Here is a 15,524-nt window from a genome sequence, read left to right as displayed (position 1 = left end):
AAGATTCAGATAGGCATCAAAAATGATTCTATTACATCAAATTATTGCATTAAAAAAAAATACGGCATAAACTAACTACGTGAAAGGGCTTTTATAGTTAACTCCCCAGATTATGTTATCTATAAGTAGAGTCACCAAGCTTAACTGGGATAGCTTGTTTAATAGCTACACAATTATTGTGTTCTCTGACCCCTAGAGCTAAAGAGAAGCCACGCGCTATTACTAATTTGCCCAATCGATTATTCGATTGGGCTTTTTAATGTCCCAATGACGGTACCTGGTGCATTTTTGTTACCATACGCAGAGACAATACTATAATACGTTTTACCAGCCTTCATTTCTGGCTCAAGAGCAACACGGCCTAATTTTGTATTTAGAACTACAGGTCTCTTGTTATTTTTAATAGCAAAGTTAACCAAAACATTAGTACCCTCTACCAACATATCCGCGATAATCTGAGGCAACATCTCTTGTTTTGGAATACATAAATCTACGTTATGTTTTTCCCAGATATGCCTTGCACCAAATGCGCCATACCTTTTAAACCCTCTTCCCATAAGGCCGAGTTTTAAATAAATATCACCACTTGGTATATCATTATTATTATCCGGCACTCTTCCAAAAGATAATTTACCTGTCTTGGGATTTACTATTTTTGCATTCTTTTCATTTTTTCCAGACATTAACTGTTCGTTTAAATCTGTAGATTGGTAAATGGATGTCTGGTTATTCATGTTACTTCCTACGTCAATTAATCAAAATTAAATATCCTATATAACCATAGCTATAACTCTATATAATATATAGACTCAATGGGCTAGTAATAATACGGTACCACGATTTGATAAGGGAGCAAGTCGGAAATAAAGAGAGCGCTGTGGATAAGTAACGAATTTAAAAAAACAGTAAGTAAATACTAACATGCTACATTTATTGATAGTAAACAAATACATCATAAATGCTAACCGATAAAGACAATGAATTTTTTACTTTCCTTTTCAATTAATTAACACTCTTTTATTTTAAAAATAATCAATAAATTCAGTAATTAATACATACAAGCGACTCTCAATATTCGTCATCAATTTTCTATTTCAAAAGTAGCTCTTAGCTCCCACCATAACCGATACACTTTGGTATAGAATAGATAAGAGAGTCAGTTGTCTATTAAGCTGTAAGATCCAACCAATAAGCCAAGATAACCACATGGAAACCAATATAAGCAACTCTCAATATTCATTATCACCTTTCTATTTCAAAGGAAGATTACGGTATAATCCCCTCAACATTTCTGCCTAATATAATCTATTTTTCAATTCATAAATTCTATAAAAATATAACTCTGGCATCAGTTTTCTAATTTTTACTTAGTCTAAAAACTGTACACTATCGTTAATTACTCCTCATTCTACAGTTCTCTATTATTGTTATCGCGTTCATTTCGCACTTAACACCTTGCTGAACGTTCATTACTGCTCAGTAAGGTGCATTTTATTTATATGTCTAAAAAATAGAGCTATGGTGATATAAATTATTTACCTGAAGTAATATTTCTTGAATACAACTACATCAACAGCGCACTGTTCACTTTAATGATCAGCTTCTTCACCGCTGCTGGCTTATCATCAACAGCAACCAATGGGCGATGCGGTTGCTTAGGATTAAAGACAATAAACTCACCAGCTTCTAACGTTACAAATTGCTCATCTTTCACGTCGTTGCTAAAAGCAATGTCTTTCTCTGCAAGATAGTCATCTTCAATCGACAGTAACGGATAGTCACTGTATCCAAAGGTTTCTGTGCCTTCTAATATCAATTGTACATCAAGGTATTTATGATGAATTTCAGAGCGACGTTTTTCTCTTAACTCGGTTTTATCATCAACAATAAAATACACCGACTCATCATAAGATAATGGGTAATTCCCAACCTCTGTATTGTTGGCCGTTTGCTCTTTTACTTTCTGAATAATCTCAATGATAACAGGGTGTAATGCAGCCCCTTGAATATCGTCACTCCATTTACCTTTAAACAAAATAGCCTCTCAATGATATCGATTATGAAGTTAAAAATAGTAGCATGAGATATTGATATCAGTAAGATATAATGCTGTTTAAAAGTGACTTTTAATGAGGCTTCATGGCTAAACCAAACGCAACTTATCTCGTGCGAGTGCATAGTGCAAAAATGCTGATAGACCATGCTATGAAATATTATGGTTTAACCTATGCCGATTTTGATATGCCTCCTCACTTATTTGATTATCAACTAAAATTGATGCCATTAAGCGATCTCGAAGCGCTACTCTGTAAAATTGAATTATTAACCCAAGATCCAGCTTATACAGCAAAGTTGACACAATCAGACAGTTTGAAACAGTTTGGCCCTTTTGTGCAGTTACTAGCAAGCTCGACCAATTTGGGTATGGCAATCAAGCGTATGAATACCATACATAATGCCCTTCAGTCTGGGGTGCAGGTCAATATGCTACTGAGCGGCTCGATTGCAAAATGGCGAATTTTAACGCCAACAATGCTTCCTCAAGCTCGCATCCATGAGAGTATTTTGGCGGCGGGATCATTCGTTCGATTATTAAAACTGTTCCATGGCGACGACTATCAACCCGTCGCCATTCACTTATCAGGTAACATGATTGGTAAAACAGGAGAAATCGAAGCTATATTTAACTGCCCTATCGTGTGGAACAGTCCAAATACTCAAGTCTGGTTTCCCGTTAAAGACATCACTTGCCCTCGCCGTTTTAAGCTACCAACATCACAAGTGAAGGCATTTACCGTAGAACAAGCGATGAGTTATATGCTTATTCCACAGCCTCAAGATACGTTAAAAGTGGTATTTGAACTCACTAAATATGCCTTATTTTTTGGTTATCCTACGCTTGAGTTTGTCGCCCAAAAAATGGGGATGAAGCCACTTACGCTTCAACGTCGCTTACAAGACCAAAGCATTGCCTTTACCGATATTGTCCACCACAGCATTTGTGATGAGGCTATCGCATTAATGGGTAGTGATTTATCTATGCAAGAAATTGCACAACGAGTTGGCTATAAAACTATGGCTTCATTTTCTGTTGCGTTTAAACGTATGTACGGTGTTACCCCTGTTCAATACAGGAAAACACTACTTTAATAACCAAACAAATATTTCCATACATCATTTATATCTATTTTTTGATATATATAAACCCATTTAATCGACATATTACTCAGTTACCCTTCATGCTTACTGCTCATTATTATTTAAGGTAAATCATTTATGAGTTTAGTCAGCATGCCCTTCGTTGGATCAGGTCAGGATCTTGGGCTGCATATTGCTGCGAGCGTCGTCATGATAGGAAGTATTGTCGCTCTCGCGTATGGTTTCTGGAAACTTCATGAACTACCAATCAACAAAGCACACAGTAAACAACACCAACAAATAGGACTGATCACTGCCCTCACCTGGATAGGATTTGTCTGGCATTGGGTCTGGGTTTTAGCCGTGATTTGTGCTTTTGTCGATGCAGAAAAAGCATTAATTAAAATTCGTGATATTTGGCATCAACCTACTTCACCATCACAGACACAAGCACCAATAACAGAAACAGGCACAACAGCATCAACTCAAGAGGAGAATCACAATGCTTGAGGGATTAGCGGTATGGGCTCTGTTTATTTATCTTCTTCGTCTGGTTGGAATGCCCTGGAATAAGTTTACTCAAGGGTTTGCCTACATTGGCGGTGGGTCTTGGTTATTATTTGTATGGGCGGGCTTACTTAATTTTACGCCAATGGATCTTTCTGGCGGCTCTGTAGTGCAATCACCACACATTCAACTTCGTCCTGCCAGTACGCAAATTAAAGGCGTTGTGACTAAGATCCACGTAAAACCAAACCAGGAGATCACAAAGGGCCAATTAGTGTATGAAATTGATGATGAGCTATATCAAATAGCACTAAATAAAGCAGAGGTCTCTTTAGAAGCAAGTCAGGTCGCCCTTGAAGTTGCACAGCAAAATGTGAAATTGGCACGCCAAGCTATTACCGCATCAGAAAGCGATATCGTGGTTAGCCAAAAACAAATTGAAGCAAAAAGCCAAGATTTGAAATACAAAAAACTCACACTGCAGCGCTATATCGAGCAAAATCGTAAAGTAAAAAACACCATTACTCAAAGTGCATTAGATGAACAAGGTACACTCGTCTCTATCGGTGAAATTGAAGTAGCCAGTGCAGTTGCTCAATTAGATAAAGCCAAACTTGCCAATGAGAAAGCATTGCTTGATTTTGATAACGCAAAGCTAGGTGTAAAAGCCAAAGAAAGTGAGCTTGCAAGTGCCAAAGAAAGCGTCGCTCAAGCACAGTGGAATTTAGACAACACTAAAGTCTATGCCCCTGCTGATGGTTATGTAACAAACTTTATTCTGCGTGAAGGTCAATATATTGGTGCCATTCCACGTATGCAAATGTATACCAATGAGAAGTACGTATTGATGCGAGTAAACCACCAAGCAATACGTAATGTCACGGTTGGTCGCCCTGCTGAGTTCTCTAGTGCAGTTTATCCTGGCAAAGTATTTATTGCCGAAGTGGAAGGCATTGTTGAAGCGACAGGTGAAGCACAAGGAAATCTATTAGGTCGAGAAACTAATGTACGCCAAACCACAGGTTTAAACGTCAATAACAAGCACCACTTTGTACGTTTAAAACTGGAAGAAGGTGAAGGCTATGATATTCCTGTTGGGTCGGTTGGCTTAGCGTGGATATCTGGTGAAAAACCAATTGGCTTCATGGCTTTCTTGGATGTGATTCGTGGCATTATTATCCGCATGAAATCACAAATCTACTTCTTCTATTCACTATAAAACTTCCATGTTTTCCCTCTGCTCTGCTCTCTCGAGCAGAGGGCTTTTTACAATCTCATCCATTCCATTAATGGTTTCTTCTTACTCAACTTATCAATAATCTGCTGCCTCACCTTCTTATGCTGAGGGTCATTAATATAACGCTTGTGATAAATAAATTTATAATCTGCCAAGTGCAACTTTACAGGGCAAGGATAAATCGCTAAATCTAGCTGTTTTTGCCAACGTTTTGCAAATGATTGAGAAACTAAACCTAACGATTCACCATGAGAGACGAACATTATTACGCTTGATAAGGAAGAAACACTAAGTGCTATTTTCCGCTCTTTTATTGGCTCTTGCGCAATTTGTTCAAATCCATTTAGCCCCTGCCAACGTCCTGAATAAATCACATGTGATTCACGATAATAATCTTCTTTCGTTAATTGTTCTTGAATTCGAGGATGATCTTTTGCACAGACAACAACTAAAGGTTCAGTGTATACATCTTCAATAATGAACGCAGAATCTTTTATAGTGACAACATCTAATACCAAATCTACTTTTTGTTCTCTAAGGTGTTCAAATATCATTGATTGGCTTCGAGGAGATTCGGAGAAATCGATTTGCTCTAAACCAACTAAAGAGTGAAGAATAATCTCCGCACAATAGACCGATAAAGTATTTTTATCATTAACTGCATCATTAATCGTATCTAAAGCAAATTGAAATTTGTTCGCTAACGCATGAGCTTTAGACGTCGCTTCTATCCCCCGCCCTTTTTTAATAAATAATTGCTTATCTATCTCAGTTTCAAGACGTTTAATCGCAGCACTCACTGCAGGTTGGGTTAATTCCAGTAACTCTGATGCTTTGGTGTATGACTGGCATTGATATACCGCCATAAATGTACGAATCAAATTTAAATCCATTCTTGCTCCACTACCGATAAATAGGCCTTAAATAACCACACTCATAAATAAAACTTAGGTAATACCGTTGTTTAACCTTATTTATCAAAACCAAACCACAGGTATATTTATTGTGCACTGCCTTTTTTAAAAGAGCAAACTTCTCTACTTTACGGATCTTTTATGAACTTAAAAAAAAACAACGCTAAAAAATTTGTGCTTAATGCTTGCACACTTGCACTTGGTGCAGCTTCAGCTGTTGCTCACGCTGCAGATCAACCTAACATCGTCGTTATCTTTGGCGATGATGTCGGTTACTGGAACATCAGCGCTTACAACCAAGACATGCTGGGATACTCAACACCAAATATCGATAGTATTGCAAAAGATGGGGTGAAGTTTACTAACTTCTATGCACAACAAAGTTCAACTGCAGGCCGCTCAGCTTTCATCACCGGCCAAATGCCAAAACGAACAGGCTTATCAAAAGTTGGGATGCCTGGTGCACCAGAAGGCATTAGCGAAAAAGATCCAACTATCGCAACACTATTGAAAGATCTTGGTTACGCAACTGGTCAATTTGGTAAAAACCACTTAGGCGACCGTGATGATATGCTTCCTACAAATCACGGCTTTGATGAGTTCTTTGGTAACCTGTATCACCTAAATGCAGAAGAAGAACCTGAAAATGTCGATTATCCTAAAGATCCTGAATTCCGTAAACAATATGGTCCTCGAGGCGTAATTAAGTCGTCTGCGGATGGAAAAATCGAAGATACGGGCCCATTAACTAAAAAGCGTATGGAAACAATCGATACTGAAGTCTTAGGCATGGCTGAAACCTTCATTGAAAAACAAGTAAAAGCAGATAAACCATTCTTTACTTGGATCAATACCACTCGTATGCATAACAATACTCATATTGATGGTAAAGCCCGTGGCAAAACCGGTTTAGGTGATTATGCCGATGGCATGGTTCAACACGATGAACAAGTTGGCCAAGTACTAAAACAAATCAAAGACCTTGGTATTGAAGATAACACGATTGTTATTTACACCACTGATAATGGCCCAATGATCGCAACATGGCCAGATGCAGCAATGACACCATTCCGCAGTGAGAAAAATACGGGCTGGGAAGGGGGTTTCCGTGTACCAGCAATGGTTAAATGGCCAAACCATATCCCTAAAGGCAAAAACGTAAATGGCATGATGTCACTAGAAGATTGGATGCCAACACTGCTTGCAGCTGCAGGTAATAATCACGTTAAACAAGACCTTCTAAAAGGCGAACGTATCCAAGGGAAAAAATATAACGTTCATCTAGATGGTTATAACCAATTACCAATGATCACTGGAAAAACAGAAGAAAGTGCTCGTAAAGAGTTTGCTTACTGGAGTGATGATGGTGACTTACTCGCAATCCGTTACGATCGCTGGAAATTCCACTTCATGATTCAAGAACATGAGACAGGGTTAGACGTATGGAGATACCCATTCACAAAACTTCGTGTACCACTGATCTTCGATTTAAAAGTCGATCCACTAGAACGTGGTGACGGCGGTATGGGCTATGACAAATGGATGTATGACCGCTCTTATGTACTTGCACTCGCTAAACGTGAAGCTGGCAAGATCTATAAGTCTTTTGAAAAATTCCCGCCTCGTATGAAAGCCGGCAGTTTTGTTCCAAAAGAAGATTAATCATTTTTAATTGATGATTTGTAATGTGCAGTGGCTCATTTCTGAGCCACTCTCTTTTTAATATATAAGTGATTCTATGTCTTATTCTTCTGTAAAAAATTCAACGTTCTTGGACGTTGTTCCATTAAAAACAGCAACAAAAAACACAGACTATCAACGTCGATTTCACGTAATGTCTAAACCCGGTGGTTCAAAATGTAACCTTGATTGCCAATATTGCTTTTATCTTCATAAGGATGAGTTGCTTCACCAACCAAAACAACCCGTAATGGATGATGCGACTTTAGAAGCCTTTATAAAGAGCTATATTGAGAATCAAGATGGCAACGAGATTGTCTTCTCATGGCAAGGAGGAGAACCTACCTTATTGGGTGTCGATTACTTCAGAAAAGTCGTCCAACTACAACAAAAGCACTGCCCTAAAGGCGTAAAAATTGAAAACGATTTACAAACCAATGGCATTTTATTGAATGACGAATGGTGTCAATTTTTAAAAGATAACGGATTTCTAGTTGGCTTATCAATTGATGGACCAAGAGAACTGCATGATAAGTATCGTGTGACTCGTAGTGGTAAACCTACTTTTCATTTAGTAATGGCGGCGGTTGAGCGCCTGCAAGATTATCAAATACCTTTTAACGCTCTGGTTGTCGTAAATCGCCATAACGTAAAACACCCACTCGAGGTTTATCGATTCTTAACAAAAGAGCTTGGTGCTACTTACATTCAGTTCACTCCTTGTGTTGAAGCTAAAGATTTTGCCACTACTGCTCCTCAGTTTTGGAACGAATCAATGACACCAGAAAAAAGCAATGAGTTAGCTAAACCCGGACACCCAATGTCAATCGTCACTGACTGGTCTGTCGATCCAGATGACTGGGGCTACTTTTTAAATACCGTATTTGTGGAGTGGGTTAATAATGATTTAGGTCGTGTGTTAGTTAACTTATTTGAAACCGCAGTTGCTCAGGTAATGGGTAAAGAATCTCAATTATGTGTGACTGCCGAGTTCTGCGGTAAAGGCCTAGCAATGGAACACAATGGTGATGTATTTAGCTGTGATCATTACGTATACCCTGAATATAAGCTTGGCAATATCAACGAACGTGGCTTAAACGAATTTGCTTTTTCAATCCGGCAGCATAGCTTTGGAATGGCGAAAAGAGACAGTCTTCCTGCCTACTGTAAAGCCTGCCCTTATTTAAATTTATGTTGGGGAGAGTGTCCTAAAAATCGATTCATAAAATCTCCTGATGGTGAACTTGGATTGAACTATTTGTGCAGTGGCATTCGCGCTTTCTTCGATGAAAGCCTCCCTATGCTTACCGGATTATCTGTTTTATTAAAAAAGCAGCAAGACGCACTTAACCAATAAATATATGAATACTTCTGGAGTCATTATGCACAAAGCTCAAGATGCGGTTGCCAAATTAATTAATCATGTAAACCAATCGGTTGTTGGCCAACCTCATGTCGTTAAATCTCTGATTATCGGTTTGTTAACCAATGGTCACGTCCTACTTGAAGGCTTACCAGGAACGGCAAAAACACGCTCAATTAAAACGCTAGCGAATGCATTAAATACATCGTTTGGTCGAATTCAATTCACTCCAGATCTACTGCCTTCTGATGTAACGGGGACAGAGGTTTATCAAGAGATCAGTGGCAAACCTCAGCTGCATTTTCAAGCTGGTCCAATTTTTAACAGCATCGTTTTGGCTGATGAAATAAACCGTGCTCCTGCAAAGGTACAAGCAGCATTACTCGAAGCCATGGCCGAAGGCACTATCACAGTCAATGATACCACCCATACCTTGCCTGAACTCTTTATGGTACTCGCAACACAAAACCCAGTAGAGCAAGAAGGAACTTACCCATTACCAGAAGCACAAATGGACCGCTTTATGATGAAAGTAAGTGTGAGTTATCCCGATGATGAAGCCGAAAAAGAAATCATTCGTTTAGTTCGCGATGAAGAAAATGAGCAAGCGAATCAATCACAAAAAGAAACCGTAACGATTGATCCAAAAGCTATTTTAGAAGGACGTAAAGAGCTGCCTTTTATACATGTCTCTGACATTGCAGAGAACTATATCGTCGCTTTAGTCATGGCAACTCGCCACCCCAAGCGTTACCCACATACTCAATTATCACAATGGATAGACGTTGGAGCTAGCCCTCGAGCCTCTATCGCATTAGACAAATGTGCTCGTGCCCACGCTTGGTTAGAAAACAGAGAACATGTACTTCCCGATGATATTCGAGCGGTTGCTCATTCGGTACTAGGTCACCGTATCAGCTTAAGCTATGACGCTCTGGCGGATGGAATATCCACACAAGATATTGTAGCAATACTCTTAAACACCGTAGTTATTGGTTAATCCTGATGGATTTAATAAAAAAAACCTCATCAAATCAAACTATAGATCCTAGGATCCATTGCGAACACTCTCAGCTTGTTAAACTTCAAGCTCATATCAATGGATTCTCGTTATTTCCTCATTTAAAAACCAGTCGTTTACTTTCTGGTCGTCATCTCTCAGGCTATCGTGGTAGAGGATTAAACTTTGAAGAACTGCGTCATTATCACATCGGTGATGATATTCGCAACCTCGATTGGAAGGTCACCTTAAGAACCGGTAAACCTCATGTAAGATCGTATACAGAAGAAAAAGATCACAATATTATTCTTTGTGTTGATCAGCGTTCAACCATGTTTTTCTCTTCCGTTAATACCATGAAATCCGTTGTTGCTGCAGAGCTTGCGAGCTTATGTGCATGGCGTGTAATTAAAGAAAGTGACCGTGTGGGACTGTTTTTAATTAAAGACGACAATACACAATGGATGCCACCAAAACGCAGTCAATCTGATGTATTACATTATCTCAAACATCTTGCTTTTGTTAACCAACAATTAAACGCAGAAAAAAATAGTCCCCACCCTATATCTTTATCTGATGCCCTTCACTCGCTTAATCGTCGAAAAATCAAAGACAGCGTCATTATTATCTTCAGTGACTGGCTTGGCATGACAGAAAAAGACACGTCATTACTCAAGCATCTTCAAAAAAGTAATGATGTATTAAGCATGTTAATTAGCGATCCTATGGAAGCCTCTCTTACTTTCAATCCCACCTCAAAATGGGTGTTTAGTGATGGGACTCATCAAATTAATGTAGAGAAAAAAAAAGACGTAATAAAAGCCAACCAATACCTCCAAACTGAGCATCAAAAACGTTGTGATACGTTACGTCATTTAATGGCAATTAAACGCTTACCTTTCATGGAAATTTCAACGTCAGGAACACACATAGCTCAATTTACTCATCTACTGAGAACGTAATGACCATGACTCATACCCCTCCAAATACTTATACCTTAAAAGGTATTATTGATGTTCAAGTTCCTGAATCAATCGCTTGGTTCCCTCAGACGCTGGGTTGGCAAATTCTATTCACCTTACTCAGCGCTCTTATGCTTTTTGTGATTTATAGAGCCGCTAAGATCCATCATAAAAACCGATATCGCCGTCAAGCATTAAAAGATCTTAGCGAGATCAACAGTGACCGCCCTTATCAAGCAACCTGTGAGCTCTTTCATTTAATGAAGCGTATTGCCGTTTATTTAGATAAAACAAATGCATCAAAATCAGGTGATGATTTATTGCAGTTCTTTGTGTTAACCAAAACGTCCCGCTGTGTGCATTTTCATCACGCTTTAAGCAAGCGTGCATTAAATGAAATTTGGCTTCCTGAGGCTAAATTTACCCTTATTCCAGAACAAGCAGAAGTTCTTATTAGTCAATTCAGAGAGTGGGTAATTCACCACACAATTGAAGAAAAATGCAGCTCAAAAAATCAGGTGAAAATTAATGAGTAACCTGTCTTGGTCTAGTATCGAGTTTCTATATCCAATGTGGTTATGGTTACTGCCTTTACCTTTGCTTATCACTCGTATTGCCCCCTCTTATCGCACTCAACAGGCTGCGATAAAAGTGCCATTTTTCAATCTACTCGTTGATGCTTTAAAGCTCCCGACATCAGATGGGGCAAGTCAGTTGACCCCTGCCAAATGGCAACGCATCTTACTTTGTCTTTCTTGGGTATTAATTTTACTCGCTGTAACCAAGCCGACCTTATTAGGCCCTCCTCAGGTTCGTGAACAAATAGGTCGTGACATCATGGTTGTCGTTGATTTATCAGGCTCAATGGCTGAGAAAGACTTCACTGCCAAAAACGGTCAAAAAGTGAGTCGATTAGACGCAGCCAAAGAAGTATTAAAAGATTTTGCTAAAACACGAAAAGGCGATCGCCTTGGTTTGGTTTTATTTGGTGATGCCGCTTTTGTACAAACACCTTTCACTTCAGACCATCAAGTTTGGCTCGATTTACTTGAACAAACCCGTGTAGAAATGGCAGGTCAAAGTACCCATTTGGGAGATGCTATTGGCTTAACTATTAAACGATTTGAAGACAGTAAAAAACCGTTACCAACCGATAAATCCCGCGAAAAGGTCGCAATAATCCTCACCGATGGCAATGATACCGACAGCTATGTCCCCCCAATCGACGCTGCAAAAGTAGCGAAAGTTAAAGGAGTACGCATACATATGATTGCAATAGGTGACCCACAAACTGTAGGAGAACAAGCTCTTGATATGGATACTATTAATACTGTTGCTAATGCATCTGGCGGTCAAGCATTTCAAGCGCTAAACCAAAATGAATTACGTAACGCGTACGCTGAAATTGGCAAATTAGAACCACAACTTTATCAAAGCACAACCTACAGAACAAAGCAGAGTATTCATCAATACCCTGTGATGTTTTTAGTCTTAATACATCTGTTCTTCTTTGGGTTTATGTCATGTAAACGTGCAAAGCAAAAATCTCATCAATCCAAAGGGGAACATCATGTTTGATTCACTCTCAACACAATGGCTTTTGATAAAACAAGGGGTTGTTCAATTTCATTTTATTCGCCCATTATGGTTGTTATTATTGATTCCTTTTGTTGTGATTATCTATCTAAAATGGCGACAAGAGACGCAAAACGACCAGAAAAATCAACTTCCCGAACATTTACAAAAAGCGTTAGTAGTAGGAAATGAGGGATGGAAACAGCAACTACCTTTAAAATTACTCGCGGTTGTATTATCGCTTACCATACTTATTTGTGCCGGCCCTACATGGCTAAAAGAACTGTCACCTTTTGGAGAAGATAAAGCGCCATTATTAATCGTATTAGATACGAGTGCGTCCATGCTTGAAAAAGACGTATTACCTAATCGATTAACGCGTTCTAAACAAAAGATCCAAAATTTATTAGCGCTACGAGAAGGTGGAAAAACAGGGTTAATCGTTTATTCAGGTACCGCACATATTGCGATGCCATTAACACAAGATTCTGCGGTATTTAAACCGTATCTTGCAGCCATTAGCCCTAAAATAATGCCTGTAGAAGGAAAATCAGCTTACAAAGCATTACCATTAATCAAACAGCAGTTTTCAACCTTATCTTCTTTACAACAACCACAAATCACAGGGACGGTTGTATTAATCACTGATGGGGTAACCACACAAGATTATGAACGTTTTGAGGAACACTTTACTTATTCTTCCAACCAATTACTTATTCTTGCTGTGGGTGATGAAAATAGAACCAGTAATTTCCCGTTAAATATGGCTTCTTTAAATGAATTAAAGCGCTTGAGTCATGGAAAAATAATTCAAATCTCAATTGATAACAGCGATGTAAATTGGCTCAATCATCAAATCAAACGTCACATGCAATTAAACAATGATTCCGTTATGCCATGGGAAGATTTAGGTTATTTTCTGCTGTTCCCTGTTTTATTACTCATACTATTATGGTTTAGACGAGGTTGGTTAGTTCAGTGGTGCGCCGCCTTTATTCTTGTAGGGAGTCTTGGACTTTATTCACCCTCAACATTGGCTGAAATGGTTCAATCAACAGCAACACACTCTACAGAAAAAGAAGATAACAAGAAAGATATGTGGGATAAAACCACACAATGGTGGATGGATTTATGGCTCACTCCAGATCAACAAGGCCAATGGTATTTCAACAAAAATGACTATATTAAAGCCGCGCAACATTATCAAGACCCATTGCAGAAAGGGGTCGCGTTCTATTATGCAGCAGAATACCAACAAGCCTATACGGCATTCATTGCGGGAATTCCAGATCTTCAAACTGCATTAGAAAACACTCAGCAAACAAATAATAACCAAGAGTCTAAAGAAGATTCGAACATCGAGGTTTTATTATTTAATACCGCGAATTCACTTGCCAGACAGAGAGAGTATATTGCTGCTCGGGATTTACTTAGCTCCACTGTGAAGCGCTATCCAAACAACAAGCCTGCTAAACATAACCTGAATCTAATACAAAATATGATTGATGAGATTAACCGCTTAAGTGAAAGCCAAGCCAACACAGGTGAACTTGAGCCAGCTCAAGAACTGCCAGAAAACGAACCTCAAACCTCCGACGGTGCTAACGAGCAAGTATTTGAATCTCAGATAAAAAAACAAACTCTCTCTGCGGAACAAATCTTGGCTAATGAGAAAATAGCCGATAAGTGGTTACGTCGAGTAGAAGCTGATCCTAAATATTTTTTACAAAACAAATTCCACCTACAAACGCTTTCTAAAAAAGGAAATGAATAATGCGCCGAGCACACACATCCCTTTTACTTTTACTTATGCTTTTCGTAACCAGTTTTCCTCTTTACGCCAAAGAAGAAGCATTACCAACAATGCAAGAATTGCTAAACAATCATCAAATTACGCTTACGAGTTTTCTAAGCTCGGAAAACGAAAGCTCAGATAAGAAAAGACCGACCATTATTGCGATTAACCAACCTGTTATTCTGACTATTGATATTGCGACGCCTCGATGGTTTACCGATGGAACCGTAATTGAAACCATTTCAATCCCAAACCTTATTGCTCAACAACGTAATTTACAAGCAACCAATTATAGCCAGATGGAAGGTGGGCAAACATGGTCACACCAACGTTGGGAGATCCCTCTATTTCCCCAGCAAACAGGGCAATTTATAGTACCCTCTATCGGTATTAAAATTACGGTTTCGGTAGCTACAGGGAAAAATATTCAAGGCGTTTTATTTACCCAACCTCATCGTTTCTCAGCACAACGACCAACAGTAAAAATGACTGCCCCTGAAGAATGGGTTGTCTCTTCAGACGCCATATTAACTCAAACCTGGGAGATCTTAACTTCAAAAATAACAACAAAAGAATCTGCCAAACCGATTTTTACTGTTGGGGATACAGTGACTCGACAAGTATCATTACAAGCGTCTAATTCTCTGGCAATCCTACTGCCTACCCTAATCCCTATACAACAGGACAAAGCGGTCCTAACTTATACTAATCCCGTGCAACTCAAAGACATGAATAACAGAGGAAAACATACTGCACTAAGAAAAGAGTCTGAAACTTATATTCTACAAAATGGTGGGAAAATAACCTTACCAAGCATTATTATGCCTTATTGGAATACAACAACACAGCAGTCAGAAATACTCCTTCTTAAAGGTAAAACTATTCAAGTGAAACACTCTCTGGCTTCTTGGCTAAAGGCTTATTGGGCGTTATTAGCGTTAGCTTTAACCATTATTGTTTTTTTTGTTTTCCTAATAAAAAAGATAACCAACTATTACCAAACAAATCCTTACCCTGATTGGCTATTATTTTTTCAGGCTACCAAGTGCCATTCTTCGCCTGAAATTAGGCTATATCTATATCGTAAACTCTTTAAGAAAACAGAATTACTAGAACTGAAAAAGTATCAAATAAATAATCAAGAAGCATGGAATTCAGATAGTGAAGACGTGCAAAAAACAATGCTATCACCCCATAAGTTATGGCGATTTTGGTTAAAAATAAAGTAACAATTTAAACCGTAAAAACACCCTAACCTATAGATTTACAAGGAATTTATTAAATCCTTGTGGGCTATCTCTCACAACTCAAGAATTGAATTTATTTAAAACCTTAATAATAGAAAACATCACT

At 38.6% G+C, this 15,524-nt stretch carries 14 protein-coding genes; 11 read left to right on the top strand and 3 right to left on the bottom strand.

What is annotated here, in order from left to right; genetic code table 11:
- Window positions 1-239: 239 nt before the first annotated feature.
- A complete protein-coding gene (locus ED622_RS03795) occupies window positions 240-734 on the bottom strand; it encodes a hypothetical protein (RefSeq protein ID WP_122032608.1) in 495 nt (164 codons plus the stop codon).
- Between the two features lie 830 nt (window positions 735-1,564).
- Window positions 1,565-2,035, bottom strand: coding sequence for a YhcH/YjgK/YiaL family protein (locus tag ED622_RS03790; protein WP_122032607.1), 471 nt, complete (start codon window positions 2,033-2,035; stop codon window positions 1,565-1,567).
- 104 nt (window positions 2,036-2,139) lie between these two features.
- Here ED622_RS03790 and ED622_RS03785 point away from each other — a divergent pair, with 104 nt between their 5' ends.
- The 3 genes from ED622_RS03785 (at window position 2,140) to ED622_RS03775 (ending at window position 4,864) form a co-directional block, all read left to right on the top strand.
- Window positions 2,140-3,150, top strand: coding sequence for an AraC family transcriptional regulator (locus ED622_RS03785; RefSeq protein ID WP_122032606.1), 1,011 nt, complete (start codon window positions 2,140-2,142; stop codon window positions 3,148-3,150).
- Window positions 3,151-3,276: 126 nt separating this feature from the next.
- Window positions 3,277-3,648, top strand: coding sequence for an MFS transporter (locus ED622_RS03780; protein ID WP_122032605.1), 372 nt, complete (start codon window positions 3,277-3,279; stop codon window positions 3,646-3,648).
- Entirely contained in the window at window positions 3,641-4,864 is a 1,224-nt protein-coding gene (locus tag ED622_RS03775; protein ID WP_122032604.1) for an HlyD family secretion protein, read from the top strand. The genes ED622_RS03780 and ED622_RS03775 overlap by 8 nt, the downstream gene beginning before the upstream one ends.
- A gap of 47 nt (window positions 4,865-4,911) precedes the next feature.
- Here ED622_RS03775 and ED622_RS03770 read toward each other — a convergent pair whose 3' ends face one another.
- Window positions 4,912-5,775, bottom strand: a complete 864-nt coding sequence (locus ED622_RS03770; protein ID WP_122032603.1) for a LysR family transcriptional regulator — start codon at window positions 5,773-5,775, stop codon at window positions 4,912-4,914.
- 162 nt (window positions 5,776-5,937) lie between these two features.
- On the opposite strand from ED622_RS03770, the gene ED622_RS03765 reads away from it, so the two are divergent.
- The 8 genes from ED622_RS03765 to ED622_RS03730 all read left to right on the top strand — a co-directional run bounded on the left by ED622_RS03765 (window position 5,938) and on the right by ED622_RS03730 (window position 15,400).
- Window positions 5,938-7,458: an arylsulfatase gene (locus ED622_RS03765; RefSeq protein ID WP_122032602.1), complete on the top strand. Its 1,521-nt coding sequence runs from the start codon at window positions 5,938-5,940 to the stop codon at window positions 7,456-7,458.
- 76 nt (window positions 7,459-7,534) lie between these two features.
- Window positions 7,535-8,833 (top strand): anaerobic sulfatase maturase, encoded by a 1,299-nt coding sequence (locus tag ED622_RS03760; RefSeq protein ID WP_122032601.1) that lies wholly within the window; start codon window positions 7,535-7,537, stop codon window positions 8,831-8,833.
- A 25-nt stretch (window positions 8,834-8,858) separates the two neighbouring features.
- Window positions 8,859-9,839 carry a MoxR family ATPase gene (locus ED622_RS03755; protein ID WP_122032600.1) on the top strand — a complete coding sequence of 327 codons (981 nt, stop codon included), beginning with the start codon at window positions 8,859-8,861 and terminating at the stop codon, window positions 9,837-9,839.
- Between the two features lie 5 nt (window positions 9,840-9,844).
- The gene (locus tag ED622_RS03750) at window positions 9,845-10,801 is read left to right on the top strand and encodes a DUF58 domain-containing protein (RefSeq protein ID WP_122032599.1); all 957 of its coding nucleotides are present in this window, start codon (window positions 9,845-9,847) and stop codon (window positions 10,799-10,801) included.
- A 5-nt stretch (window positions 10,802-10,806) separates the two neighbouring features.
- Window positions 10,807-11,337 (top strand): DUF4381 domain-containing protein, encoded by a 531-nt coding sequence (locus ED622_RS03745; protein ID WP_122032845.1) that lies wholly within the window; start codon window positions 10,807-10,809, stop codon window positions 11,335-11,337.
- The gene (locus ED622_RS03740) at window positions 11,330-12,379 is read left to right on the top strand and encodes a VWA domain-containing protein (RefSeq protein WP_122032598.1); all 1,050 of its coding nucleotides are present in this window, start codon (window positions 11,330-11,332) and stop codon (window positions 12,377-12,379) included. The genes ED622_RS03745 and ED622_RS03740 overlap by 8 nt, the downstream gene beginning before the upstream one ends.
- Window positions 12,372-14,150 (top strand): VWA domain-containing protein, encoded by a 1,779-nt coding sequence (locus ED622_RS03735; protein ID WP_122032597.1) that lies wholly within the window; start codon window positions 12,372-12,374, stop codon window positions 14,148-14,150. The genes ED622_RS03740 and ED622_RS03735 overlap by 8 nt, the downstream gene beginning before the upstream one ends.
- The gene (locus ED622_RS03730; RefSeq protein WP_122032596.1) at window positions 14,150-15,400 is read left to right on the top strand and encodes a BatD family protein; all 1,251 of its coding nucleotides are present in this window, start codon (window positions 14,150-14,152) and stop codon (window positions 15,398-15,400) included. Before ED622_RS03735 ends, ED622_RS03730 begins: the two co-directional genes overlap by 1 nt.
- The last annotated feature ends 124 nt before the right edge of the window (window positions 15,401-15,524 follow it).

The sequence above is a fragment of the Aliivibrio sp. EL58 genome (assembly GCF_900312675.1).
Lineage (GTDB): Bacteria > Pseudomonadota > Gammaproteobacteria > Enterobacterales > Vibrionaceae > Aliivibrio.
Note: the sequence above shows the minus strand (reverse complement) of the source record. Positions and strands in the feature narration are given on the sequence as shown.